Below are 23,098 nucleotides of genomic sequence, written 5' to 3'. Positions count from 1 at the left end.
GTGACCGGGCAGATCTGAACCCGGCTGCTGATAAAGGGCGACTTATAAAATAGTCGTACGACCTCCTGAAAACAGGGTGTTTTTGCGGTGTTTTGGCCCTTCTTTGCCAAAGAATGAAAAAGAGCACCCAAATGCGCTTGCGCGGGGGTTGCCCATGCCATGGACATGTGATACCAAACGCTCGCTTCCCGGAAGGAGACCCTTTCGGGAGACCATTTTTTTATACGTATCCGAGTCGTTCTCATAACCAGAATTGAGGGCTTTCACCGGTGTCCCAAAATACTGCCGCGACCGGGCTCCAAGGGCGCTACGCCACAGCACTGTTTGACTTGGCCAAATCGGCCAAGCAGCTTGATGTTGTCAAAAGCGATCTTGAATTGCTCGACCAGGCCATCGCAACCAGCGATGACCTCCGGAATGTACTCCGCAGTCCCGTGATTTCCCGGGACGTGCAGGCCAAGGCGATGGCGGCTCTTCTGGACAAGCTTGGCGTTTCCGAGTTGACCAAGAAGACCGTTGGACTTCTGTCTCAGAAGCGTCGTCTGTTTGCCCTGCCGGGTGTTATCGATTCCTACCTTTCCATGCTCTCGGCTCACAATGGCGAAGTAACCGCACAGGTCACCTCGGCATCCGAGCTGAAACAAGAGCAAATCGAAGCCGTTACCGGCGCTCTCAAAGAAGTTGTTGGCGCCACTGTCAAAGTGGACCTTAAAGTTGATCCGGCGGTTCTTGGCGGTCTTGTCGTCAAGGTCGGTTCCCGGGTTTTTGATGCCTCGCTTCGTACCAAACTTCAGAAGCTCGAGCTCGCTATGAAAGGGGTTGCGTGATGGAAATCCGCGCCGCGGAAATCTCCGCTATTCTTAAGGATCAGATTGCCAATTTTGGCGCTGAAGCCGAAGTTGCCGAAGTCGGTCAGGTTCTGTCCGTCGGTGATGGTATTGCCCGTGTTTACGGTCTGGACAATGTTCAGGCTGGTGAACTCGTTGACTTCCCGGGTGGTATTAAGGGCATGGCCCTTAACCTCGAAGAAGACAACGTTGGTGTCGTGATCTTCGGTTCTGACCGTTCGATCAAGGAAGGTGACCAGGTTAAACGTACTGGCTCCATCGTTGACGTTCCGGTTGGTAAAGAACTTCTCGGTCGCGTTGTCGACGCGCTGGGTAACCCGATCGATGGCAAAGGCGACCTTGGTGCCAAAGAACGTCGCCTTGCTGACGTCAAGGCTCCGGGCATCATCCCGCGTAAATCGGTTCATGAGCCGGTACAGACCGGTATCAAGTCGATCGACTCCCTGATCCCGATTGGCCGTGGCCAGCGCGAGCTGATCATTGGTGACCGTCAGACCGGTAAAACCGCTATCATCGTTGACACCATTCTGAACCAGAAGCCGGTGAACGATGCAGCGAAAACCGACAGCGACAAGATGTTCTCCATCTATGTTGCAGTTGGTCAGAAACGTTCGACCGTTGCTCAGGTTGTTAAGGTTCTCGAAGAGCGCGGCGCGATGGAAAATACCATCGTCGTTGCAGCTACCGCGTCCGACCCGGCGCCGATGCAGTTCCTGGCTCCGTTCGTTGCTTGCGCAATGGGCGAGTACTTCCGTGACAACGGCATGCACGCAACCATCTTCTATGATGATCTGTCCAAGCAGGCAGTTGCATATCGTCAGATGTCCCTTCTGCTTCGCCGCCCGCCGGGACGTGAAGCATTCCCGGGTGACGTCTTCTATCTGCACTCCCGTCTGCTGGAACGCGCTGCGAAGATGAATGACGAAAACGGCGCTGGCTCGCTGACCGCTCTGCCGGTTATCGAAACCCAGGGTAACGACGTTTCCGCGTTTATTCCGACCAACGTGATCTCGATCACCGACGGCCAGATCTTCCTTGAAACCGACCTGTTCTACAAAGGCGTACGCCCGGCTGTGAACGTTGGTCTGTCGGTTTCGCGTGTTGGTTCTGCCGCACAGATCAAAGCGATGAAGCAGGTTGCCGGCTCGATCAAGCTGGAACTCGCTCAGTATCGTGAGATGGAAGCATTCGCACAGTTCGCATCGGATCTTGATCCGGCGACCCAGAAACTTCTGGCACGTGGCGCACGTCTGACCGAGCTGCTCAAGCAGCCGCAGTACTCGCCGCTCAAAGTCGAAGAGCAGGTCGTTGTGATTTATGCTGGTGTTAAAGGTTATCTCGACGCTATCGCAGTGAACAAAGTTCGCGCCTTCGAAGATCAGTTCCTGTCGGAAATTCGTTCCGCTGGTGCTGACATCCTCGATGCGATCCGCACCGAGAAGGTTCTGTCGGATGACAGCGAAACCAAGCTTAAAGCGTTCCTCGACAAGTTCGCGAAAACCTTCGCGTAAGACTGAAACTTAGGCGAAGGAGGAAACGCAATGGCTAGTTTGAAGGATCTGCGCTCGCGCATTGCCAGCGTCAAATCGACGAGGAAGATTACCTCGGCGATGAAGATGGTGGCAGCCTCCAAGCTCCGTCGTGCACAGGATGCAGCCGAAGCAGCCCGTCCCTATGCTGAACGCATGGGGACGATGCTCGGTCGTCTTGCAACTGCCGTCGGTAGCAATGAAGGCGCTCCAAAGCTTCTGGCCGGTACCGGTAAGGACAACGTGCATCTGCTCGTCGTCTTCACCGCAGACCGTGGCCTTTGCGGTGGTTTCAACGCGTCGATCGTTAAAGCAACCCGTCTGAAAGCCAAGGCACTTGTTGCCGAAGGTAAGACGGTGAAGCTGATCTGTGTTGGCCGCAAAGGCGCAGATGCGCTCAAGCGTGAATTTGGTGACAATATTGTCGCCCGGTATACCGGCATCGAAGGCAAGAAGGGCATTGATTTCTCTTCTGCTTCCGACGTTGGCGATAAAGTTCTGGCACTGTATGAAGAAGGCGAATTCGACGTCTGCACGATCTTCTATAACAAGTTCGTGTCCGCGATTTCGCAGGTTGCAACGGCACAGCAGCTGATCCCGTTTGTCGGTGAAGAAGCTGCTGAACAGGAAGAAGCTGCTGCTACTTCTGCGGTTTATGATTACGAACCGTCCGAAGAAGCCATTCTGGCTGATTTGCTGCCGCGTAACGTTGGTGTCCAGATTTTCGGTGCGATGCTTGAAAGCAGCGCATCCGAGCACGGTGCGCGTATGTCCGCAATGGATAACGCAACCCGCAATGCCGGCGACATGATCGACCGACTGAGCATCCAGTACAACCGCTCACGTCAGGCTCAGATCACCAATGAACTGATTGAAATCATTTCCGGCGCCGAGGCTTTGTAAGCGGGTCGCAGGAAGTTAACGGATAGCTTTGTCCGAGCAGGAGACAATACCTATGGCGAACAAGAAGGCGGGGAAAATTTCCCAGGTAATGGGCGCCGTCGTCGACGTTAAATTCGACGGCGAACTGCCTCCCATTCTGAACGCGCTGCATGTTGACAACAACGGTCAGCGTCTGGTTCTCGAAGTTGCACAGCACCTTGGTGAAAATGCGGTCCGTACGATCGCAATGGACACCACCGAAGGTCTGCAGCGTGGTCAGGAAGTTCTCGATACCGGTGATGCGATCTCGGTTCCGGTTGGTCCGGAAACCCTTGGTCGTATTCTGAACGTTATCGGTGAGCCGGTTGACGAACGTGGTCCGGTTAACGCAACCAGAACCGCTCCGATCCACCGTGAAGCACCTGACTTCATCGATCAGGCAACCGACACCGAAATTCTGGTTACCGGCATTAAGGTTATCGACCTTATCGCTCCGTACACCAAAGGTGGTAAAATTGGTCTGTTCGGTGGTGCCGGCGTTGGTAAAACCGTTCTGATCATGGAACTGATCAACAACGTTGCCAAAGGCCACGGCGGTTACTCTGTTTTCGCTGGTGTTGGTGAACGTACCCGTGAAGGTAACGACCTCTATCACGAGATGATGGAATCGGGCGTTATCAATCCGGAAGGCGAATCCAAAGCCGCACTGGTCTATGGCCAGATGAACGAACCCCCGGGAGCACGTGCACGTGTTGCTCTGACCGGTCTGACCCTTGCGGAATACTTCCGTGATGAAGAAGGCCAGGACGTTCTGTTCTTCGTCGATAACATCTTCCGCTTCACCCAGGCTGGTTCGGAAGTGTCCGCACTTCTCGGTCGTATCCCGTCTGCTGTGGGTTATCAGCCGACGCTGGCAACCGACATGGGTGCGCTGCAGGAACGTATTACCTCGACCAAAAAAGGTTCCATTACCTCGGTTCAGGCAATTTACGTCCCGGCCGATGACTTGACTGACCCGGCACCGGCAACCTCGTTTGCTCACCTTGATGCAACCACCACGCTGAACCGTCAGATCGCCGAGCTCGGCATCTATCCGGCAGTTGACCCGCTCGATTCCACCTCGCGTGCTCTCGATCCGGGCGTGATTGGCAAGGAACACTACGAGACCGCTCGTGAAGTTCAGCGTATCCTTCAGACCTACAAAGGTCTTCAGGACATCATCGCCATCCTCGGCATGGACGAGCTTTCGGAAGACGACAAACTGGTTGTGGCACGTGCCCGTAAGATCCAGCGTTTCCTTTCGCAGCCGTTCCACGTTGCAGAAGTCTTCACCGGTACTCCGGGCGTGTTCGTTCAGCTCGAAGACACCATCAAGGCTTTCAAAGCGATCTGCGCTGGTGAATATGACCATATGCCGGAACAGGCATTCTACATGGTCGGCACCATCGAAGAAGCCATCGAAAAAGCCAAGAAGATGGCCGAAGCTGCCTAAGGCAGTTTCGGTCCCCCTCCGGCTAAGGAGCGAGGATTGTCATGACTGATACGACTGTACTGGAACTTGTTTCGCCGTCTGCCCTGCTCAAATCCGAGCCGGTCGAGATGGTCGTTGTTCCGGGCACGGACGGGAATTTTGGTGTGCTGCCCAAGCATTCGCCGATGATCTCGACCATTCGTCCGGGTGTCATCGACATCTATGCAGGTGGTAAGGTTTCCGAACGTATCTTCGTTGCTGGCGGTGTTGCAGAGGTTAATCCCGAACGTTGCACCATTCTGGCAGAAGAAGCGGTACCGGTTGCCGATCTGAAAGCTGACGAAGCACAGGCACGTCTTGAGAAGGCAACTGCCGATCTCAAGGAAGCCAGCACTGCCCACGACAAGGAAAATGCCGAGCGCGCGCTTGACATTGCCCGTGCACAGATTGCTGCCCTGACCAACTAATCGTCAGTTGGAAATTTTAAAAAGGCCGTCCTTCGGGGCGGCCTTTTTCGTTGTCTGCTCACGCGGCGGACAGATTGGGGTGTAACCGGATTCTGCCGCCATTGTGCCGGGGCCTTCCTGTTTGATCTGGAGATTATCCGCGCCAGCCGGGTTGGGACCGCAAGGATGCCATTTGCAAGATCCAGCCGCCGCCAAAGCCAAGCAGCGCAATCACGCCAAGTGCAACCAGTCCCGTTGACGTAAAAAGCGGCGCAACCTGACTGATATTGATAGAGCCAATCGCAAAGCTTGCGGCAAGTGCAATGCCGGTTCCCATGACGATGCCAAGCATCCCGCTGACCGTTACCAAGATGCCGGTTTCAAGTGCGCCGGTCTGGATGATCTGTCGGGGCTGGATGCCAAGGGCGCGCAACATCGCAAGTTCCCCCGCCGCGTGCTGGCGCAAGGCGATCAGGCCGGTCACAATCACCAGCACCGCACCAACCGTGGCAAGCACGGTCTGGGCAATCAGGATGGCGCGCACCTGATCAAACATTCCGGATAATCGTTCAAGGACCCCTGCCACCCGGATCATCGGAACATGGGGGAACTGACCCTGCAAACGGTCTGCGACCTTTGTGACCGTTTGGTGGGCCATAAGGTCGGGTTCATGCAGGCTCAGGGCCGCGATCACACCATGCGGGGGTGGCGGGTCCATGGGGGACAGGACAATCGGAAAATCAAGCGCAAGCCGGGTCCAGTCAATCTTGCGCAGATTGGCGATTTTGACTGTGATCGGTTCGCCCAGGATATTTACCGTAATCTGATCGCCGATAGTAATGCCAAGGGCAGCGGCGATGTCGGCATCAAGCGATGCCAGTCTTTCATTCACACTATCGCGCGTCCACCAGTCCCCGGCGATTAGCCGGCTTTGCGCCATCGATGATGTTGGCGCATTGGTCCAGGACAATCCGCGATCACCGCGTATGAACCAGTGATAGCGTCTGGGTATCTCGGACAGACTGACCGGACGTCCGTTAATACGGGTAACCCGACCGTGCAGGAATGGCATCCGGGCAAGGGATGAAATCGCCGGATCACCGGATGCGACGGCGCGGAAAGCATCGCTTTGCTCTGGTGGCAGATCAAAGAAGACCAGATCGGGTGTTTGACCTGGCAAAACGGATTTAAGGTGATGACCGGCAATGGTTCCAAACAGGACCACCGCAAGCAGGCATGTGACAGCCAGTCCGAAAGATGCGGCAATGGTGATGGTCGGCGCCGACGGGCGGGCAATATTGCGCAAGGCAAGTCGCCATGCCGCTGAACCATTGGTTCCACGGGCCAATATGGAGGACCCTTTGCGCACCAGCCAGCCCAATCCAACAAAACATGCCAGACACAAACCAAGTACTGCGATCAAAAGAACGGAAAACCATCCAAGATCAATCAGCCGAACCGCAAAGCCGGTTGTCGCAAGTATCAGCAGTGCCGGCAAAAGGAAGTGCGGCGAACGAAGTGGACCCGATATCGCAAAGGAAGGCGCAGATTGTGAGGACTGGTCGCGAAACAGCGATGCGGCATTGACCTGACATGCCTTGCGGATCGGCCCAAGTGCGATCAGGGTGACAAAACAGACCACAAAACCAAAGATCAGCAGTGCATTTCCGGGGCCCGGTGCAATGACAATCCCGAACCGGGTTGCGACCATCGGGGCAAGGGCGATGGTGACGACATGGCTAAGGGCAAATGCCGTGATCACGGCGGCAACGGTGACAAGGCCCACCATGCAGCCGATGGCAAAAATCAGCTGAGAGGGCCTGACACCAACGGCGCGCATCAGGGCAAATTCACTGCTGCGCGCGCTCAGGTCCGCGCGAAGGGCATTGCCGATTGCCGTCATTGTGATGGCAAAAATCGCAATTCCGATCAGGCTGGCAAAGGCAGAGGCAAAATCGCCAATACGCTCAATGCCGGGAATACCGTCATCAGCATTCACAATACGCCAGCCGCTGTCGGGAAACTGCTCTTCGATTTCGGTAATGATCCGGGCATTAGACATGCTGCTGTCGGGCGCCCGTTTCAGGCGGCTATACCAGTAAATCTGTTTATCTGATGACAGAAGTTCGTTTAACCCATAGGCATCAAGAGACACCAGAACACGCGGCCCCAGCGAAAAAAGACGAAACTTGCGTTCGGGTTCTGCCAGCAAGGTCGCGCGGATCTGATAGGTCTGATCACCGATAGTGATTTCATCATTCAATGCCAGGCCGGATTGTTCCAGAAAGCCCGGATCAACAATCGCGCCGCTGACTCCGTCGCGGATTTCCAGCGCGTTCTGTGCTGTGATGCCGGGGGATAGCAGAAGGTCACCATAAAGCGGATATGACCGGTCAATGGCCTTTAATTCCGAAAGAATAGCGGGTGATTGTGACGAAGACCGGATCATGACGCGCTGTTCGGCCGTGATGGCAACTGTGCCAAACTTTGTCAGAAAGACTTTTTCCTGATCGGTTGGTGGGCGATGAAACAGACGCAGTGAAATATCGCCACCAATGGTCTGCTGGGCAGACTGACGCATTGCATCGCGTACAGAATGGGTCAGATTGACTGTCAGCGACAGCGTGGTGATTGCGAAGATCAGGGTACCAAATAACGCACCAATGCCAATGCCCGGGCGTCGCAATTGACGAAGCGCGAAATACAATCCCGCAGCATAAAGCCGGATTTGGAAAGAGGGTGATGTCAGGCGGGACACGGCAGTCTCGCGGGCAGGTGGGTTACGGCGTCGGGGTAAGTGCCAACCCGAGCCAGAAGGATTCGATCATTTTCATCAGGTCGATGAATTCTGTCACATCCACGGGCTTGCGCAAATAACAGTTTGCCCCGGCGGCATAGCAAAGATCGACATCGTGATCCGCCCCCGAAGTAGTCAGGACGATAACCGGGATTGAAGCCGAATTGGGATCGTTGCGAATATCGCGCAGCATTTCGCGGCCATCCTTGCGCGGCATGTTCAGATCCAGAAGGATCAGACGCGGTCGTGGCGCGTTGCGATATGGACCATCCTGTTGAAGGAACTGTAATGCTGACATGGCATCCTTGACGTGGTGAAGCTCGACGGGGCGTTTGAATTCCCGCAATGCTTCGCGCACAAGGCGTGCGTCACCCGGATTGTCTTCAATCAACAACAGATTATTCGTTATGCCATTTGCGTGAGCCGACATTGCACCCATTATCCAATCGGGTGGGCATTTATCTTATACCCTGTCCCTGTTCCCTGCTTTGTGAGACGCTTGAATTATAATAAGAAAATATAGAAGTGGTTCCCCAACCACCGCTAACACCCCATATTAACGAATAGCATTTTTCTAATTTAGCTACCCTTAAGACTGGTTCTCATACTTTGGCACGAAAATCAATGTAATAAGGCCGTATTAAAGTAGAAATCATTATCCTTACGTATGAAACATAATGTCTCATAAGGGGTGGTGAAAGGGTAAATGGTAGAAAATTTTCATGCAAAAAGGGGATGATTCCGGGTTTTTACGTGCAAACGGTTCGCGATAAAGTCCGGATATGGCAATGGCTGCATCATTTTGACGCAGCCATCACAGGAGATTTGCCTTGCAACAGGATATGGGCAGGGATCTTCAACAAGCAAGACTGTTGTCTGGTCCCGCCTGGCAACTAGTTGGTCGCGATTCCGATTTCCCTGGCAAGAGTATCAAACCGTAAAACCATTTCAGGCTGGTCGGCAAAGAATTCGGCAGCCTTCTGATAGGTGGTTTGTGCTTCGTCTGTCTTGCCCAGAACCATATAGGCCTGCATCAGACGCGCCCAGCCATCCGGGTCATTTGGTTCGCTTTCGAGGCGTTCGGCAAGACGGTCAACCATCCCGTTAATCATTTGCTGCCGATCTTCGGGGGTCATTTCCTGGGCAGCTGCCACGTCGTCCTGACTGGGACCAGCCATTTGCGGGGCTGTGGCAACTTTCAGACGGCCCTCGATATCAATACCCTGCGCGAGGGCTGCATCATTGATGCGCTCAACCACCATCGGAACCCAGTTGGCATCGCCAGGTGCAGCATTGACCAGTTCAATCCAGCGATCAACGGCAAGGGCGATGTTGCCATCCTGTGCATCGGCAAGGCCCAGATAATATCCGATGCGCGGGTCCAGGCTATCGGTGGTGGCAGCTTCTTTCAGAACACCACGTGCTGTGGCATTGATCTGGCCATTGTCCCCGCGGATCAGGCTTTCGGCATACATGGCAAGATAATCGCCATCCCGATCCGAAAGCTTGACGGTTTCAAGGAAGGCGGTCTGGGCTTCAACCGGGCGCCCAAGCGCCATCAGGCTGGCCCCCAGAAGTTCCCAGCCCTTAAGGTTTTTCGGATCATTGATCAGCTTCTGCGAAAGGTCGCTGACCGCGCGGTTCAGGACATCGGTGCGTTCGCTGTTGGTTGCCTGTGCATGACGAATGGCGTCGATTTCATCGGCACGACTGGCAATCGGGCGATCAGGCAGGTCAGGCCGACCAAGATCAAGATAAATTCCCAAACCGCCGGTCAGGAACACCAGAATGGCAATGACGGAAACAATCCGGATTGGTGACCCGACCAGTCCCGACGTTACATTTTCGGTTCTGGTCTTGATGCGCTGATCCGCATTGAGGATGCGGCGCTGTACTTCGATGCGCGCTGCATTGGCCTGCTCGGTACTTAAAACACCGCGTTCGATATCGCGGTCAATTTCGGCCAGCTGATCGCGATAGACCGCAAGGTCGTGATCAAGCTCGATGTTGCCGGTTTCTTCGGAACCAGAAGTCCCGGTTGCTGATTGGTGCTGTCGCAAGACAGGCCAGAGAACAAAACCCGCAACAAGAAGCGTAATGGCGGCAAGAACAATCCAGATGGTCATAAGGTTTCCTGTCGTATCGCTTATTCTGCAGGAACGGCCTTGGCCGCTGCTTTGGGGGAACGGGTGGGGGCGCCAATCCGGTAGCGTCGGTCAGACAGTGACATCAGGCCACCAAACACCATGATAAGTCCGCCTGCCCACATCCAGGGGATCATCGGTTTGACATAGAAACGCGTGATCCATTTGCCGCTTTCATCCTGATCACCAATCACGGCATAGATATCGCCGGTGAAACTTGAATGAATGCCTGCCTCCGTGGTGGGCATCCCTTCGACCGTATAGACACGTTTTTCCGGTGTCAGGACAAGGGTGCGTTCGCCCGGGGTGGTAATGGTGACGGTTGCCTGACGGGCAACAAAGTTTGGTCCCTGATATTCACGGATATCAGAAAGGGTAAAGGTATGGTCTGCGACATGCGCACTTTCACCCACGGCAAGGGACTGAACGGCTTCGTTTGTCCACGCCTGTGACCCGGTAATCCCGGCAACCACAATGGCAACACCGGCATGGGCCAGCATCGTACCATGCGCCGAGCGCGGAAGATTGCGCATCCGGCGCAAACTGACACCAAGCGGCTCACGCATGAGCTTGATCCGTCCGGCCCATTCAAGGATTGATCCGACAAACAGCCATGCTGCAAGCCCCATCCCGAACAGGGCAAAGGCCGGACCGCCTGACAGCCACATCGTAATCAGGACGATGACCACTGTGGCAGCCAATGCGATTTTGAGCTTGTTGAAAACGCCCAGAAGGTCGGCGCGTTTCCATGGCATCAACGGACCAAAGGCCATGGCAATGATGACCGGGGTCATGATCGGCACAAAGGTCGAATTAAAGAATGGTGCGCCAACAGAAATCTTTTCGCCATTCAGGGTTTCAAGCAACAGCGGATAAAGCGTTCCGAGCAACACCATGGCTGCGGCAATCGACAGAAGCACATTGTTGAAAACAAGCGCGCCTTCACGCGAAATCGGCTGGAACAATCCGCCGCCCTTAAGGCTGGGTGCACGCCATGCATAAAGGCAAAGCGACCCGCCAACCGTAATGAACAACAGGAACAGGATAAAGACCCCGCGGGTCGGATCGGTGGCAAAGGCATGCACAGATGTCAGCGCGCCCGACCGCACAAGGAAGGTTCCCAAAAGCGAGAAGGAAAAGGCAAGGATGGCCAGGAAGATGGTCCAGCTTTTCAGCGCATCGCGCTTTTCAACCACGATGGCCGAATGCAGCAACGCTGTGCCGGCAAGCCAGGGCATGAAGGATGCGTTCTCAACCGGATCCCAGAACCACCAGCCGCCCCAGCCAAGTTCATAATAGGCCCACCAGGAACCCAGCCCGATCCCCGCAGTCAAAAAGACCCACGCCGCCAGCGTCCATGGACGTACCCAGCGTGCCCATGCCGGATCAACCCGTCCTTCAATCAGGGCAGCGACCGCAAAGGCAAAGGCAACCGAAAAGCCGACATAGCCGAGATACAGGAAGGGCGGATGAATGGCGATGCCCGGATCCTGAAGCAACGGGTTCATTCCCTCGCCATCAAGGGGCGGGTTGATCACCCGTTCAAACGGGTTGGATGTCAGAACGATGAACAGGATAAAGCCAACCCCGATCAGTCCCATGACACCAATCACACGCGCCAGAAGCGGCGGCGGAAGATTCCGTCCAAAGGCGGCAACCGCCCCGCCAAACAGGGTCAGGATCAGCACCCAAAGCAGCATGGACCCTTCGTGATTGGCCCAGACACCGGTGATCTTGTAGATCATCGGCTTGGATGTGTGGCTGTTTGACAGCACATTGAGAACCGAGAAATCGGATGTGACATAGGCATAGGTCAGCGCCAGAAAGCTTGTGGCGACCAAAGCAAAACAGGTGATGGCCAAACGTGGCGCAACCGCAAGAAGCACAGGGTCCCGGCGCGAGGCGGCCAAAAATGGCAAGGTCGCCTGAGCAAGTCCGATGACCAGTGACAAGATCAATGCGTAATGTCCGATTTCTACAATCATTAGGTTCTCTCTCATGCGCCCGATTGCGAGATATAATCTCTGAAAACAGGCTTTGAAACCTTGCGGAATATCAAATATGCGCTATTTGCTGCACAACGCAGGGCAAAAATGTGGCAATAGTCATTACATATTATGCTCAAACAGGCTATAAAACCGCTGTCAGGTGGCAGATTGGTAGGCCAGAGGTCAACAACGTATGAGTCAATGTCCTGTCATTGACATAGCGCAGAAGGAAACTTGGGCGCGTCGCGCGACGACGGCTTCCATTGTCATTGCTGCGACTCTGATCCTGATCAAGGCTGTTGGCTGGTTCCTGACCGACTCAGTAAGCCTCCTTTCGTCCATGATTGATAGTATGCTTGATGTTGGTACGTCTGTGATCAACTTCATGGCCGTACGTTCTGCATGGCGTCCTGCCGATCATGACCATCGTTTCGGGCATGGCAAGGCCGAACCGCTTGCCGGCCTTTTCCAGTCTGCCTTCATGATCGGGGCGGCTGTTCTGGTTCTGGCCGAAGCCGCTTCGCGTCTGAGCGCGCCAAAACCGATTTCCTTTGCCGTTGAAGGCATGTGGATCATGGCGGTTTCACTGGTGATGACCGTCGGTCTGGTGCTGTTGCAGCGCAAGGCTGTCCGTATGTCGGGCTCCGTCGCGGTCGATGCCGATTCCATGCATTACAGCAGTGATATATTGGCAAACCTTGCGGTCATTATTGCACTTTTTGCCGGAGTATCGGGCTTTGCCTGGGCCGATCCGGCGATTGGCGCGCTGGTGGCAAGTTTCCTGCTTTATGCTGCGATCAAGGTCGGGCGGAATTCGGTCAAGGTCCTGATGGATGCCGAATTGCCTGATTCCGACAGCCAGCGCATCATTGAACTGACCATGAAAAATGCATCGGTGATTGGCATTCATCGTCTGCGGACCCGTTCATCAGGTGTGCATCGCTTCGCCGAGATCGAACTGATCATGGATGGCGGCATGTTGATGCGCGAAGCCCACACCATTTGTCATCAGGTGATGGACAGCATCCGTTCCGAATATCCTGACCTTGATATCACCATCCACCCGGAACCGCCTGAAGACATCCATCTTGATGAATTCAGCGGCTATACCGAGGATCCGGAATTCTGGCATACCGGGCGCGCCAAGCGTGCCGGTCAGCATGACATACCCGTTTCCAATTCGGGCGGCGAGATTGCCGCGATGGGGCGCTAGGACGCGCCAAAGAGTTTGCCTTGTTGGCGATAGCAGTTGCACTGGCGTAAAAAAGTGGCGGACCCTTTCGGGCCCGCCTTTTCTTCTTTGGTTTGCAGTGTCGGAACTCAGAGAACCGTAAGCATGCTTGCGACCAGCGGATGGCGAACAATGTCTTTGTCACGCAACTGGACACAGGCGACATCTTCAACATTTTCAAGTCGTTCGGACATTTCCGAAAGACCCGACATTTCCGGCAGAAGGTCGGTCTGATCCGGGTCACCGGTCAGGATCATGGTTGAATTCCAGCCAAGACGCGTGACCAGCATCTTGAGCTGTCCGTATGTGCAGTTCTGGGCTTCGTCGATGACGACAAAGGCATTGTTAAGCGTACGGCCGCGCATATATCCGATTGGTGCAATTTCGATGGTGCCATCGGAAAGATAGGTGCGCAGACGTTTGGTTCCGAGGCGATCATTAAGTGCGTCATAAAGCGGGCGAAGATACGGGGCCATCTTGGCTTCGACGTCACCGGGCAGGAAGCCGATATTTTCACCTGCTTCAACAGCCGGGCGGGCCAGAACGATGCGGCCAATATCGCCTTTATCAAGGGCTTCGACAGCTTTGGAGACTGCGATATAGGTTTTACCTGTTCCGGCCGGGCCAAGGGCAAGAACAAGGTTGAAGGCATCAATGGCCTCCATCAGTGCGGCCTGGTTTTCACTTTTCGGGCGGATGTTGCGGCGGTAGCTTTGATCGCGTTGTCCTTTCGGTTCTGCGGCTTCCCCCTGAAGCGGGTGCCAGTCAGCGTTCTTTTCATCGAACAGTTCATGGACATTGTTGTCGGACTGTTGCGGACGGTTACGACGGCGTGCTGCGCGCTTACCCATGACGATCACCTCATCAAATGTGCCAAAAAAGCAAAACGCGCCATTCCGTCATGGAAAGGCGCGCATTCAATTTTCATCTTGCGATGGAAGTGGCGGTAGGAGTTTCCGCCGGTCACAGCATGTTGCATGTGCGATCCGGGGGGCGAAAATTCTCGTTGTAAGACGCTTTTTCGCGGCACTCGGGAACTCCTCCTGCGGTCCAGTGATTGACCGTTAATTGGAATCGTACCCCTATATGCAGTGTCTTGTCACGATTTTTTGCGCGATTAAATTTTCGTGAATCTGGAAAATGAGTCTTTTCATATATTTATCCCGCATATGCGAAGGAACTTTTTTGTTCAACTCTGCGGTGTGGCGGTCATTCTGGTCGGAAGAGCCGCGCTGATGATCCAGCTGATGGTCAAAAACGCAATCGATGTCACAAGACACCCGACCAGCCCGCCATAGTAATAGGCAATACCCGAAAGAATGGTGCCGCTCAGGCGTCCGATGGCGTTGGACATATAATAGAAACCGACATTCATCGCGACCTTGTCCCCCTCGGCATAGGCAAGGATCAGATAGGAATGCAGTGACGAATTGACCGCAAAGACAATCCCGAACACCAGCAAGCCGCCAAGAACGGCAAGTTCCGGGGCGAAGTCCTGAACGATGGCGGCGGCAATTGCGGTTGTCACCGCGATCAGGGCGGCAATCCAGAACCGGGCGGTTCTGCCATCGGGTTCATGGGATTGCGCGCGCAGCATCTTTGGGGCGATGGCCTGAATGAAGCCATATCCGATAACCCAAAGCGCCATGTAACTGCCGACTTCGATGTGGCTCCAGCCAAGTTCGGCTGCCAGAAAGACCGGAAGGCCGACCACAAACCAGATATCGCGTGACCCGAACAGGAACAGCCGTGCCGCTGACAGGACATTGATCTTGCGGTCGCGGGAAAAAACATCGCGGAATTTGGGCTTTATCTTGCCTGCCGGACCTGCCATCGCATCGCCAAGCGAAAGCGCAACTGCGATCAGCGTAATGGCAAGGCCACCGGCCATGGCAAGTAATGCACCGGAAAAGCCAAGCCCGGATAAAAGGGCGCCGCCCATGAAAAACCCGACACCCTTAAGGGCATTTTTCGATCCGGTCAGAAGCGCAACCCATTTGAAAAGTGCCCCCTCGGCATTGGCAGGCACCAGAACCTTGATTGCCGATTTGCTCGACATCTTTGTCAGGTCCTTGGCGACACCTGATGCGGCCTGAAGCCCCATGACATAGGCGACCGAAACCGCCGGAAGCCAGTCCGGACTGGTCAGCGACAGGGCTGCAAGCGATGCGATCTGAAGAACCAGACCGCAATAAAGCGTAAAGCGCAATCCGCGTGCCTGTGCTACCCAACCGCCGACCAGATTGGTAACGACCCCGGCGACTTCATAAAGAATGAATAAAAGCGCGATCTCGAACGCGGAATAGCCCAGCGCATGGAAATGCAGCAGGACAAGCATCCGAAGCGCCCCGTCGGTCAGGGTAAAGCCCCAATAGGCCCCGGTCACCAGCGCGTAATTGCGGATTGCAGCCGACATCAATTGTCCCCTTACAGGCCTTGTGCGACTTTGGCAGCGAGATCAGCCATCCGGCAGACATATCCCCACTCATTGTCATACCAGGCCAGTATTTTGACCTGCCGTTTGTCGATCACCATGGTTGATCCGGCATCAATGATCGATGAGCGGGAATCGTTCAGGTAATCAACACTGACCAGCGGGCGTTCCTCGTAACCAAGGATCCCGGCCAGATAGGTTTCAGATGCCTCGCTCATCAGGCGATTGACGGTTTCAACATCGGTATCGCGCGCAACCTCGAACACGCAATCGGTCAGCGATGCGTTCAAAAGCGGCACACGCACGGCAATCCCGTTCAGTTTGCCCGCAAGCTCCGGATAGATCATGGTGATTGCGGTGGCTGAACCGGTGCTGGTCGGGATCAGCGATTGCAGGCATGAGCGCGCCCGGCGCAGGTCATTATGTGGCAAATCGACAATGGTCTGGGTGTTGGTCACATCATGAATGGTGGTAATCGACCCATGCACGATGCCAAGCTTTTCATGCATGACCTTGACGACGGGTGCCAGACAGTTGGTCGTGCAGCTTGCCGCCGTCAAAAGATGATGGGTCGCCGGATCATAAAGATCATCATTGATCCCATAGACGATATTAAGTGCGCCTTCCTTGACCGGGGCGGCGACAATCACCTTCTTCACTCCCTGATCAAAATAGGGCTGAAGTGTTTCGGGTGTTTTGAACTTGCCGCTGCATTCCAGAACGATGTCGCAGCCCATTCCGGCCCAGTCGGTATCACCCGGTGTCGGATTGTCGCTAAATGAAATTCTGTGGGTCTGATCAATCACCACCTGATCATCGATACAATCAACCCGGTTGGTCCAGCGCCCGTGAACGGAATCAAATTCAAGAAGATGGGCCGCCGTTTTGGCGCCGCCCTTGATTTCATTAATATGAACGAAATCAAGGTTCGGGTGTCCCCATCCGGCACGCAGAACCAGCCGTCCCATGCGCCCGAAACCGTTAATGCCAACGCGAATTTTTCTGGTCATATCACTATCCTGAAATTTCCAAGGCTGTTGATGGCCCGTTACATGTTCGGGGTCTGGTTGGCCGGGGCGAACCAGCCACGCGACCGGTTGGCAATGGCGACAAGTGACAGCATCACCGGCACCTCGACCAGAACACCAACCACGGTCGCAAGGGCGGCACCCGATGAAAACCCGAAAAGTCCAATGGCGGTGGCAACAGCAAGTTCAAAGAAGTTCGATGCACCAATCATCGCAGACGGGGCGGCGATCCTGTGTTCAACGCCCAGAAACTTGTTGGCGACATAGGCGATTGCGGCAATGAAATAGGTCTGCAAAATGATCGGCACGGCCAAAAGGGCAATGATCATCGGCTGTGCAATGATCTGCTGGCCCTGAAAGGCAAACAGCAGGACCAGCGTGCTGAGCAGCGCAATCATCGAAAGCGGTTTGAGCTTTGCATCAAAGGCGTTGAAGTGATCAATCCCGCCCTTCATCAGATGACGGCGAATTGCCTGCCCGAAAATCACAGGGATTACGATAAAGGCGATGACCGATATCGTAAGTGTTTCCCACGGAATGGTAATCGCCGAGATGCCCAGCAAAAGTGCAACAATCGGGGCAAAGGCAAAGATCATGATCGTGTCATTCAATGCCACCTGCGTCAGGGTGAAATTGGCATCCCCCTTGGTCAGATGCGACCAGACAAACACCATTGCCGTACAGGGGGCTGCACCAAGCAAGATCAATCCGGCGATATAGCTTTCAATCTGGGCTTCGGGCAAAAGCGGGCGGAACAGAAACCCGATGAACAACCAGCCAAGAGCGGCCATGGTGAACGGCTTGATCAGCCAGTTCACGCCAAGCGTCACACCAATGCCGCGCCATTGCTGGCGGACTTCGTGCAGGGCGCCGAAATCAACCTTCATCAACATTGGCACGATCATCAACCAGATCAGGATCGTGACGGGAAGGTTGATCTCATAGGCTGTCAGATTACCAATCGCCTGAAACTGATCTGGCAAAAGCTGACCCAGAATAATGCCAACCACAATGCTGGCCGCGACCCAGACCGTCAGATAGCGTTCAAATAATCCCATGGTGCTTTTCTCTGATGCGCTGTTCATGCGTCCTCATGATCTGATATCTGGCCAATTTTATCGATTTCCTGCTGCAAGGACATCCGGTCCAGTGATTTGAATGGCAGGCTGGTAAAGACCGAAATCCGGTTGCGCAGCATGCGATAGGTATCGGCAAAGGCCAGACGTTTTTCGGCTTCGCTGCCGGTGGCGTCGGCCGGGTCGGGCACGCCCCAATGGGCCGTCATCGGCGATCCCGGAAAGATCGGGCAATCCTCATTGGCGGTGGCATCGCAGACCGTGAACACGAAATCAAACTTGATGATGTCCTGTTCGGAATAGACCTCCATCGCCTTGGAGGAAAAGGCATCCGTGTCATGGCCAAGACTTGCCAGCAGTTCCTTTGCATAGGGATGGACCTCGCCACGCGGATAGGATCCGGCGCTATAGCCAAAGAAGTGATCGTGCCCTTCCTTCTTCAGGATGGCTTCGGCCAGAATGCTGCGTGCCGAATTGGCCCGGCACAGGAAAAGCACATTATAGGTACCGCCAGACATGTTTCCGTCCTTTGCAAAGACAGGTTGGATTAACAGCAATCGCCCTTGGTCGCAGGAGAAAGCCCACATAGTTCCGGTCGCCCCTGACAGCAGTCATCTGTCAGAAACCCAAGCAGATCGCGCATTTCTTCGGGCACGATCCGGTAAATCATTGATCGTCCGTCACGTGTCGCCCTGATCAGCCCGGCATTGCTCAATGTCGCCAGATGCGAAGACATTGTGTTGTGCGGGATACCGATCTGGCGCGCCAGTTCACCTGCGGCCATGCCGGTGTCTCCGGTCGTGGCAAGCAGTCGAAAAGCAGCCAGTCTGTGTTCCTGTGCCAAGGCGGCAAGCGCGGTAATTGCGTTATTTGTGTCCATATGTCGGGAAATATCGACATATCTGGGAAATGACAAGTGACAATTCTGTGTCATCCGCCGTCCTCGACAGACAGGTATGGAGATTATTCAATATATACAGTGCATTAAGGAATGCTGAAAAATATCTTTAAATAACTAGAAACATAGTTATAATGAATGCATGAAAGAAAAAGACATCGCACCTGCCTTTGCCGCACTGGGTCATGAAGCCCGACTGAAAATCTATCGTCAACTGGTCAAGGCCGGGCGGGATGGATTGAATATTGGCGAAATCGGTCGTTTGCTCGGACTTCCGGCATCGACCCTGGCCCATCATCTGGGCACGCTGGTTCAGGCCGGTCTGGTGACACAGGAAAAGCAGGGCCGCGAAACCCGCAACCGCGCCGATTTTGATGTGATGCAAAATATTGTCGGCTTCATTGCTGATGAATGTTGCAGTGGTGTTGATCTTTCCGTTCTGACATCCGCCGCCGAGGCGGAATAAACCAGCAGTAATTCAGGGGCTTGCAGAAGCGGGTCTTTCATTTGCGATAATATAACCAATTTTCTAGGAATATAGATATGACTGCCCTGACCATGCAACTTCGCCGAATTGGTGTATCGGCCCGTCAAATTGACCGGGTTCTGTTGGCGGCCTTGGCCATATTGCTGGCGGTCTATTTGTTTGATCCCGCCCGGCTTGTGCCCAGTATCACCTTTACCCTTGATGCCTTTATCGGCACCGCGCCCTATTTGCTGCTGTCCATCGGGATCGCCGCCTATGCGACGGCAAGCGGGGCGGATAACCTGATTTCGCGCGCCTTTGCCGGGCATCCGGTGCGGATGGTCTTTACCGCCGCGGCCTTCGGGGCTTTGTCGCCATTCTGTTCGTGCGGTGTGATCCCGCTGATTGCTGCCCTGTTGGCCATGGGGGTTCCGCTTGCCCCGGTGATGGCGTTCTGGCTGGCGTCGCCTGTGATCGACCCGGCGATGTTCGTTCTGACCGCTGGTACATTGGGCACCGACTTTGCGGTGATCAAGCTGGTTTCTGCCATTTTCCTTGGTCTGATGGGGGGCTTTGTCACCATGTGGCTGGTCGGACGCGGTTTCCTGTCTGATCCTTTGCGCGACGGGGTCGGGAATGGCGGATGCGGCGGGGCCAAGGTCCGTGCGCCCAGGGATGTCGTCTGGAGATTCTGGCAGGATGGTGAACGGGTGACGAAGTTCCGCAAATCGGCCATCGCCAATGTAATCTTTCTGGGGAAATGGATGGCCTTTGCCTTTTTGCTTGAAAGCATGATGGTTGCCTATATCCCGGCAGAAAGCGTCAGCGGTTTGCTTGGCGGCGAAGGTGTCGGGCCGATTGCCATTGCAACCCTTGTTGGTGTTCCGGCCTATTTGAATGGTTATGCCGCCCTTCCGGTGATGCAGGGCCTGATTTCACAGGGTATGCAATCAGGGGCCGCAATGGCGTTTCTGGTGGCGGGCGGGGTTTCGTCGATCCCGGCGGCGATTGCGGTCTTTGCGCTGGTCAAGAAGCCGGTTTTCGCCCTTTATCTGGCATATGCGCTGGCTGGATCGTTTGCAATCGGGGTTGTTTCGCAGGTTTGGCTGGCCTGAACATGGCAATACATGCCCGATATGACGAATTCACGGTGGCAATGGCGGTAAAAATCGCTACATTGCGCGCCAAGATTTCATATCGGATTAAAGTTGATAACCATGTCGATGATTGACCAGCAGGTATCGCGTCGCCGTACCTTCGCCATCATTGCCCATCCGGATGCGGGTAAAACCACCCTGACCGAAAAGCTGTTGCTGTTCGGGGGTGCCATTCAGATGGCTGGTGCGGTGAAGGCGAAAAAGGAACAGCGTGGCGCACGTTCGGACTTCATGAAGATCGAACAGGATCGCGGTATTTCCGTGTCTTCGGCTGTGATGACCTTCGAGTTTGAAAAAAACATCTTCAACCTGCTTGATACGCCGGGCCACGAAGACTTTTCCGAAGATACCTATCGCGTTCTGACCGCGGTTGATTCTGCCGTCATGGTGATTGACGGTGCGAAGGGCATCGAGGCCCAGACGCGCAAGCTGTTTGAGGTCTGCCGTCTGCGTGACGTGCCGATCACGACCTTTGTAAACAAGCTTGACCGTGAAGCCCGTGATTCGTTCGAATTGATTGATCAGATCGAACAGGATCTGGCACTTGATGTGTCGCCGGTGACCTGGCCGATTGGCTCGGGCCGTGATTTCCATGGCTGTTACGATCTGGTCAATGATCAGCTTCTGTTCATGGAAAAAGGCGGCAATGTCGTCAAGGAAGCCATTCCGATCAAGGGGCTTGACGACCCGAAGCTTGATGAACTGATCCCGGATTACCTTCTGGAAAAGTTGCGCGAAGAAGTCGAAATGGTGCGCGAAATCTGCCCGCCATTTGATTTGCAAAGCTATCGCGAGGGGCATCTGACGCCGGTCTTCTTTGGTTCGGCTGTCAATAACTTTGGCGTGCGTGAATTGTTGCGCGGCATTGGCGAAATCGCACCGACCCCGCGCCCGCAGGAAGCGGCAACGCGCCTGGTTGACGCGGTCGAGCCAAAGGTTGCGGGCTTTGTGTTCAAGGTGCAGGCCAATATTGACCCGAACCATCGTGACCGCATTGCCTTCATTCGTCTGTGTTCCGGTCATTTCAAGCGCGGCATGAAGCTTAAACATGTGCGTGCAGGCAAACAGATGGCGGTGCATAACCCGATGCTGTTCTTTGCCAATGAGCGTGACATTGCCGAAGAAGCTTGGCCGGGTGATATTATCGGTATCCCAAACCACGGGACGCTTCGTATCGGCGATACCCTGACCGAGGGCGAAGATCTTCGCTTCCGCGGTGTTCCGGCCTTTGCCCCGGAATTGCTGCAGAAAGTCCGTCTTGATGATCCGCTCAAGGGCAAGCATCTTCAGCGTGCGCTCGAACAGCTTGCCGAAGAAGGCGCATCACAGGTCTTTAAACCGATGATGGGCGCGGACTGGATCGTCGGCGTGGTCGGTCAGCTTCAATTTGAAGTTCTGAAAGAACGCATCTCGGCCGAATATGGCATCAAGGTGCATTTCGAACAGACCCCGGCCTATGCTGCACGCTGGGTCGTCGGTGATGATCCCCTTGAAATCAAAAAGTTCCGCGATTCAAACCAGTCGGCCCTTTTTGAAGATCATGATCAGACGCTTGTCTTCATCGCGCGTAACGCCTGGCATCTTGAAACCACGCAACGCGACTGGCCGAACCTGAAATTCGAAGCCACCCGCGAACAGAATATGGTCGCTGCCTAGGCATGAACATGCCGGTTCAGACACACCAAAACAGGATGGCGGCAATCGACGGATTGCGCGCCATCGCTGTTTTGATGGTCGTAGCATTCCACTATCTGGGTCGCTGGCCCAATGACTATACCGGATTGTCATTCGCGCCGATGTTCGAGTTTGGTTGGCTCGGCGTTGATTTGTTTTTTGTGATCAGCGGCTATTGCATTGCCATGACCGCCGAACGGACCGGATCCCTTGCGACATTCTGGGGGCGGCGTTTCGGGCGGTTGTACCCGGCATATGTCGCCGGTGTATTTCTGACCTTTGCACTGGTCAGTTATTTCGGTCTGCCCGGCAAGGAAGTAACCGTTCTTCAGGCCTTGGGAAATCTGCTCTTTCTCAATGCTGTCGCCATGCCACCAGTCGATGGTGTCTATTGGAGCCTGATCGTCGAACTCAAATTCTACTTTATCTATGGCTTCCTGCTTTGCATCAGCCGCCGTCCATCAATCATTCTGGGCGGAATGGTTGGCTTGTTCTTGCTTGGGCTTGGATTGCGCTTGGTCGGGATTGATCATTTCGACCGGATTATCCGGCCGGAACATATCATCCTGTTCCTGATCGGGGCGGCACTGTTCTTTGCCCACACGCAGAATTCAGGTGCGCAACAACGCCCCTATTACCTACTTGCCGTTTGTGCATTTCTCGCAAGTTTTACGACCGGGGCTTATGACGCTGTGGTGCCATATGCCGCCGTGACGTTGCTGGTCGGTATCATCGTCATTGCAACGCGACGGTTACCGGTTTTGAGCATCTTGTGGCCGGTTGGTCTGATTTCTTACAGCTGGTATCTGCTTCATCAAAATATTGGTCTGCTGATCATTCGTGCAGCGACCAATGCCGGATTTGGTGATGCGCTTGCCGTTGCCAGTGCCGTGACCGGAACGCTTGCTCTGTCGATGATGCTGTATTTCGTCTTTGAAAATCGCACCATGCGCAAACGGGCCAACCAGCTGTTTGAAAAGATATTCTCTATCCTCAAGCTAAACCGGTTGGCCAAACAGCCTGCGTAAC

The 23,098-nt window shown here is 54.6% G+C and carries 20 protein-coding genes; 10 read left to right on the top strand and 10 right to left on the bottom strand.

Features of this window, described 5'->3' with window-relative positions; genetic code table 11:
• Window positions 1-269 precede the first annotated feature (269 nt).
• The 5 genes from ACTU44_RS21235 to atpC are packed head-to-tail and all read left to right on the top strand — an operon-like array spanning window position 270 to window position 5,197.
• A complete protein-coding gene (locus ACTU44_RS21235) occupies window positions 270-827 on the top strand; it encodes a F0F1 ATP synthase subunit delta (RefSeq protein ID WP_114097021.1) in 558 nt (185 codons plus the stop codon).
• On the top strand, window positions 827-2,359 hold the full coding sequence (gene atpA, locus ACTU44_RS21230; protein ID WP_114097022.1) for a F0F1 ATP synthase subunit alpha: 1,533 nt from the start codon (window positions 827-829) through the stop codon (window positions 2,357-2,359). The genes ACTU44_RS21235 and atpA overlap by 1 nt, the downstream gene beginning before the upstream one ends.
• 30 nt (window positions 2,360-2,389) lie before the next feature.
• Window positions 2,390-3,280, top strand: a complete 891-nt coding sequence (locus ACTU44_RS21225) for a F0F1 ATP synthase subunit gamma (RefSeq protein ID WP_114097023.1) — start codon at window positions 2,390-2,392, stop codon at window positions 3,278-3,280.
• A 52-nt stretch (window positions 3,281-3,332) separates the two neighbouring features.
• Window positions 3,333-4,751 (top strand): F0F1 ATP synthase subunit beta, encoded by a 1,419-nt coding sequence (gene atpD, locus ACTU44_RS21220; protein WP_114097024.1) that lies wholly within the window; start codon window positions 3,333-3,335, stop codon window positions 4,749-4,751.
• 41 nt (window positions 4,752-4,792) lie between these two features.
• Entirely contained in the window at window positions 4,793-5,197 is a 405-nt protein-coding gene (gene atpC, locus ACTU44_RS21215; protein WP_462096309.1) for an ATP synthase F1 subunit epsilon, read from the top strand.
• A 133-nt stretch (window positions 5,198-5,330) separates the two neighbouring features.
• On the opposite strand, the gene ACTU44_RS21210 is transcribed toward atpC, so the two are convergent.
• From ACTU44_RS21210 to ACTU44_RS21195, 4 genes are all read right to left on the bottom strand, one after another.
• The gene (locus tag ACTU44_RS21210; RefSeq protein WP_462096308.1) at window positions 5,331-7,934 is read right to left on the bottom strand and encodes an ABC transporter permease; all 2,604 of its coding nucleotides are present in this window, start codon (window positions 7,932-7,934) and stop codon (window positions 5,331-5,333) included.
• 22 nt (window positions 7,935-7,956) lie between these two features.
• Complete coding sequence (locus tag ACTU44_RS21205) at window positions 7,957-8,403, bottom strand: response regulator (RefSeq protein WP_114097197.1); 447 nt, start codon at window positions 8,401-8,403, stop codon at window positions 7,957-7,959.
• A gap of 463 nt (window positions 8,404-8,866) precedes the next feature.
• Window positions 8,867-10,099, bottom strand: coding sequence for a c-type cytochrome biogenesis protein CcmI (ccmI, locus tag ACTU44_RS21200; protein WP_462096307.1), 1,233 nt, complete (start codon window positions 10,097-10,099; stop codon window positions 8,867-8,869).
• Between the two features lie 20 nt (window positions 10,100-10,119).
• The gene (locus tag ACTU44_RS21195; protein ID WP_462096306.1) at window positions 10,120-12,102 is read right to left on the bottom strand and encodes a heme lyase CcmF/NrfE family subunit; all 1,983 of its coding nucleotides are present in this window, start codon (window positions 12,100-12,102) and stop codon (window positions 10,120-10,122) included.
• A gap of 196 nt (window positions 12,103-12,298) precedes the next feature.
• Between ACTU44_RS21195 and ACTU44_RS21190 the strand changes: the two genes are divergently transcribed.
• Window positions 12,299-13,318, top strand: coding sequence for a cation diffusion facilitator family transporter (locus ACTU44_RS21190; protein ID WP_114097029.1), 1,020 nt, complete (start codon window positions 12,299-12,301; stop codon window positions 13,316-13,318).
• Between the two features lie 107 nt (window positions 13,319-13,425).
• On the opposite strand, the gene ACTU44_RS21185 is transcribed toward ACTU44_RS21190, so the two are convergent.
• The 6 genes from ACTU44_RS21185 to ACTU44_RS21160 all read right to left on the bottom strand — a co-directional run bounded on the left by ACTU44_RS21185 (window position 13,426) and on the right by ACTU44_RS21160 (window position 18,754).
• Window positions 13,426-14,187 carry a PhoH family protein gene (locus tag ACTU44_RS21185; protein WP_114097030.1) on the bottom strand — a complete coding sequence of 254 codons (762 nt, stop codon included), beginning with the start codon at window positions 14,185-14,187 and terminating at the stop codon, window positions 13,426-13,428.
• Window positions 14,188-14,525: 338 nt separating this feature from the next.
• Window positions 14,526-15,752 (bottom strand): organoarsenical effux MFS transporter ArsJ, encoded by a 1,227-nt coding sequence (arsJ, locus tag ACTU44_RS21180; protein ID WP_114097031.1) that lies wholly within the window; start codon window positions 15,750-15,752, stop codon window positions 14,526-14,528.
• Window positions 15,753-15,763: 11 nt separating this feature from the next.
• The gene (locus tag ACTU44_RS21175) at window positions 15,764-16,780 is read right to left on the bottom strand and encodes an ArsJ-associated glyceraldehyde-3-phosphate dehydrogenase (RefSeq protein WP_462096305.1); all 1,017 of its coding nucleotides are present in this window, start codon (window positions 16,778-16,780) and stop codon (window positions 15,764-15,766) included.
• A 38-nt stretch (window positions 16,781-16,818) separates the two neighbouring features.
• Entirely contained in the window at window positions 16,819-17,856 is a 1,038-nt protein-coding gene (gene arsB / locus ACTU44_RS21170; protein WP_114097198.1) for an ACR3 family arsenite efflux transporter, read from the bottom strand.
• Between the two features lie 23 nt (window positions 17,857-17,879).
• Window positions 17,880-18,392 carry an arsenate reductase ArsC gene (locus ACTU44_RS21165; protein ID WP_462096304.1) on the bottom strand — a complete coding sequence of 171 codons (513 nt, stop codon included), beginning with the start codon at window positions 18,390-18,392 and terminating at the stop codon, window positions 17,880-17,882.
• A 29-nt stretch (window positions 18,393-18,421) separates the two neighbouring features.
• Window positions 18,422-18,754 carry an ArsR/SmtB family transcription factor gene (locus tag ACTU44_RS21160; RefSeq protein WP_114097034.1) on the bottom strand — a complete coding sequence of 111 codons (333 nt, stop codon included), beginning with the start codon at window positions 18,752-18,754 and terminating at the stop codon, window positions 18,422-18,424.
• Window positions 18,755-18,914: 160 nt separating this feature from the next.
• On the opposite strand from ACTU44_RS21160, the gene ACTU44_RS21155 reads away from it, so the two are divergent.
• The 4 genes from ACTU44_RS21155 to ACTU44_RS21140 all read left to right on the top strand — a co-directional run bounded on the left by ACTU44_RS21155 (window position 18,915) and on the right by ACTU44_RS21140 (window position 23,097).
• Entirely contained in the window at window positions 18,915-19,238 is a 324-nt protein-coding gene (locus ACTU44_RS21155) for an ArsR/SmtB family transcription factor (RefSeq protein WP_114097035.1), read from the top strand.
• Window positions 19,239-19,315: 77 nt separating this feature from the next.
• Window positions 19,316-20,353, top strand: coding sequence for a permease (locus ACTU44_RS21150; protein WP_462096303.1), 1,038 nt, complete (start codon window positions 19,316-19,318; stop codon window positions 20,351-20,353).
• Window positions 20,354-20,455: 102 nt separating this feature from the next.
• Complete coding sequence (locus tag ACTU44_RS21145; protein WP_114097037.1) at window positions 20,456-22,051, top strand: peptide chain release factor 3; 1,596 nt, start codon at window positions 20,456-20,458, stop codon at window positions 22,049-22,051.
• A gap of 8 nt (window positions 22,052-22,059) precedes the next feature.
• Entirely contained in the window at window positions 22,060-23,097 is a 1,038-nt protein-coding gene (locus ACTU44_RS21140) for an acyltransferase family protein (protein WP_462096302.1), read from the top strand.
• Window position 23,098: the final 1 nt, after the last annotated feature.

This window comes from Thalassospira sp. SM2505 (assembly GCF_054901115.1).
The sequence above is the reverse complement of the archived record's forward strand: the minus strand, read 5'-3'. Positions and strand labels throughout refer to the sequence as shown.

Bases quoted from the DNA above. Each gene is read 5' to 3' on its own strand.
- atpD (WP_114097024.1), top strand. From the start codon at position 3,333: ATGGCGAACAAGAAGGCGGGGAAAATTTCCCAGGTAATGGGCGCCGTC.
- arsJ (WP_114097031.1), bottom strand. From the start codon at position 15,752: ATGTCGGCTGCAATCCGCAATTACGCGCTGGTGACCGGGGCCTATTGG.
- ACTU44_RS21205 (WP_114097197.1), bottom strand. From the start codon at position 8,403: ATGTCGGCTCACGCAAATGGCATAACGAATAATCTGTTGTTGATTGAA.
- ACTU44_RS21185 (WP_114097030.1), bottom strand. From the start codon at position 14,187: ATGGGTAAGCGCGCAGCACGCCGTCGTAACCGTCCGCAACAGTCCGAC.
- ACTU44_RS21190 (WP_114097029.1), top strand. From the start codon at position 12,299: ATGAGTCAATGTCCTGTCATTGACATAGCGCAGAAGGAAACTTGGGCG.
- atpA (WP_114097022.1), top strand. From the start codon at position 827: ATGGAAATCCGCGCCGCGGAAATCTCCGCTATTCTTAAGGATCAGATT.
- ACTU44_RS21195 (WP_462096306.1), bottom strand. From the start codon at position 12,102: ATGATTGTAGAAATCGGACATTACGCATTGATCTTGTCACTGGTCATC.
- arsB (WP_114097198.1), bottom strand. From the start codon at position 17,856: ATGGGATTATTTGAACGCTATCTGACGGTCTGGGTCGCGGCCAGCATT.
- ACTU44_RS21225 (WP_114097023.1), top strand. From the start codon at position 2,390: ATGGCTAGTTTGAAGGATCTGCGCTCGCGCATTGCCAGCGTCAAATCG.
- ACTU44_RS21165 (WP_462096304.1), bottom strand. From the start codon at position 18,392: ATGTCTGGCGGTACCTATAATGTGCTTTTCCTGTGCCGGGCCAATTCG.
- atpC (WP_462096309.1), top strand. From the start codon at position 4,793: ATGACTGATACGACTGTACTGGAACTTGTTTCGCCGTCTGCCCTGCTC.
- ACTU44_RS21140 (WP_462096302.1), top strand. From the start codon at position 22,060: ATGCCGGTTCAGACACACCAAAACAGGATGGCGGCAATCGACGGATTG.
- ACTU44_RS21150 (WP_462096303.1), top strand. From the start codon at position 19,316: ATGACTGCCCTGACCATGCAACTTCGCCGAATTGGTGTATCGGCCCGT.
- ACTU44_RS21155 (WP_114097035.1), top strand. From the start codon at position 18,915: ATGAAAGAAAAAGACATCGCACCTGCCTTTGCCGCACTGGGTCATGAA.
- ACTU44_RS21145 (WP_114097037.1), top strand. From the start codon at position 20,456: ATGTCGATGATTGACCAGCAGGTATCGCGTCGCCGTACCTTCGCCATC.
- ccmI (WP_462096307.1), bottom strand. From the start codon at position 10,099: ATGACCATCTGGATTGTTCTTGCCGCCATTACGCTTCTTGTTGCGGGT.
- ACTU44_RS21175 (WP_462096305.1), bottom strand. From the start codon at position 16,780: ATGACCAGAAAAATTCGCGTTGGCATTAACGGTTTCGGGCGCATGGGA.
- ACTU44_RS21160 (WP_114097034.1), bottom strand. From the start codon at position 18,754: ATGGACACAAATAACGCAATTACCGCGCTTGCCGCCTTGGCACAGGAA.